Annotated in this window: 1 protein-coding gene; it reads right to left on the reverse strand. The window is 56.8% G+C overall.

Annotated features, from left to right (window positions below; all coding sequences use genetic code 11):
• Positions 1–8: 8 nt before the first annotated feature.
• A protein-coding gene (locus tag PM2_RS30610; RefSeq protein ID WP_085982910.1) for an IS3 family transposase occupies positions 9–1171 on the reverse strand; the annotation gives its coding sequence in 2 pieces (ribosomal slippage) (positions 9–916 and positions 916–1171; 1164 coding nt in all).
• Between the last annotated feature and the right edge of the window lie 64 nt (positions 1172–1235).

Below are 1235 nucleotides of genomic sequence, written 5' to 3' on the forward strand. Positions count from 1 at the left end.
TGTAGTGGTCAACTAATCCCGGACACCGGATTAAGTTTTTCCTCGGCAATCGCCGGAGGTAACCCACCGTTGAACTGATGCGGTCGCTCCCAGTTGTAGCGCTGCATCAGAAACCTGCCGATGTCCTGCTGTGCCTGCGCAGCACTCATGTAGCCCACACTTGGCACCCACTCCGTTTTCAGGCTGCGGAACAAACGCTCCATAGGCGCATTGTCCAGGCAATTACCTCTGCGGCTCATGCTTTGCTTGAAGCGGTAACGCCACAACCGCTGACGAAAAGCTCGGCTGCCATACTGGCTGCCCTGATCACTGTGAAACAGTACATTCTGCGGCCGCCCGCGGTGCTCGTACGCCATGTCCAGCGCCTTGATGACCAATTCGCTGTCCGGTTTGGGTGAAAACGCCCAACCCACCATGCGACGTGCAAAAAGGTCGATAACTGCCGCCACATAGTGCCACTGGCCTTGAGCCCACACATACGTGATGTCGCCGCACCATACTTGATTCGGTGCCGTAACATCGAATGCGCGCTCCAGCACGTTCGGGATGTCAGGGCGCTCTACTGTGGCCTTCTTGTAGGCATGTGAACCCGGTTGCTTACTGATCAGCTTCATTTCGCGCATCAACTTGCGCACCTTGAAGCGGCCGATCTGAATGCCTTCTTGGCGCATCATGCACATGATGGTTCGACTACCTGCGGCACTACGGCTCTGTGTAAATAGCTCGTTAACCCGAACGCGCAGTGCCAGTCGCGCAACGTCCGGAGATCGCCGTTTATGGCAATGCGCGTAGTAACACGAGCGAGTGACTTCAAACACCGAGCAGAGTAATTCGACAGGCTCCTCGCGGCGGAGCTGATCAATCAACGCGAGCGCTCGTGTTCCTCGGCCATCAAGAGCGCGGTAGCCTTTTTTAAAATCGATTTCTCCCGTTCCAGCCGGTTGATCCGAGCTTCCAACTCTTGGATCTTCTGCTGCTCGGGGGTCAGCGCCTTGCTCGTTGGCGTAGCACCGCCACGTTCTGACTGGAGTTGATTCACCCAGCGGCGCAGCGCCGATTCAACCAAGTCGAGCGACCGGGCGGCTTCAGTAAGGCTATAGCCCTGGTCGAGCACCAGGCCGGCTGCCTCGCGCTTGAATTCGGGGGTGAAAGTACGTCGTTGTCTGCTCATCGAACACCTCTGTGTGGCGACCATTTTCGCCTAAAAAGGTGTCCGGGGTTAGTAGACCACTACA

Source organism: Pseudomonas monteilii NBRC 103158 = DSM 14164 (genome assembly GCF_000730605.1).
Classification (GTDB): domain Bacteria; phylum Pseudomonadota; class Gammaproteobacteria; order Pseudomonadales; family Pseudomonadaceae; genus Aquipseudomonas; species Aquipseudomonas monteilii.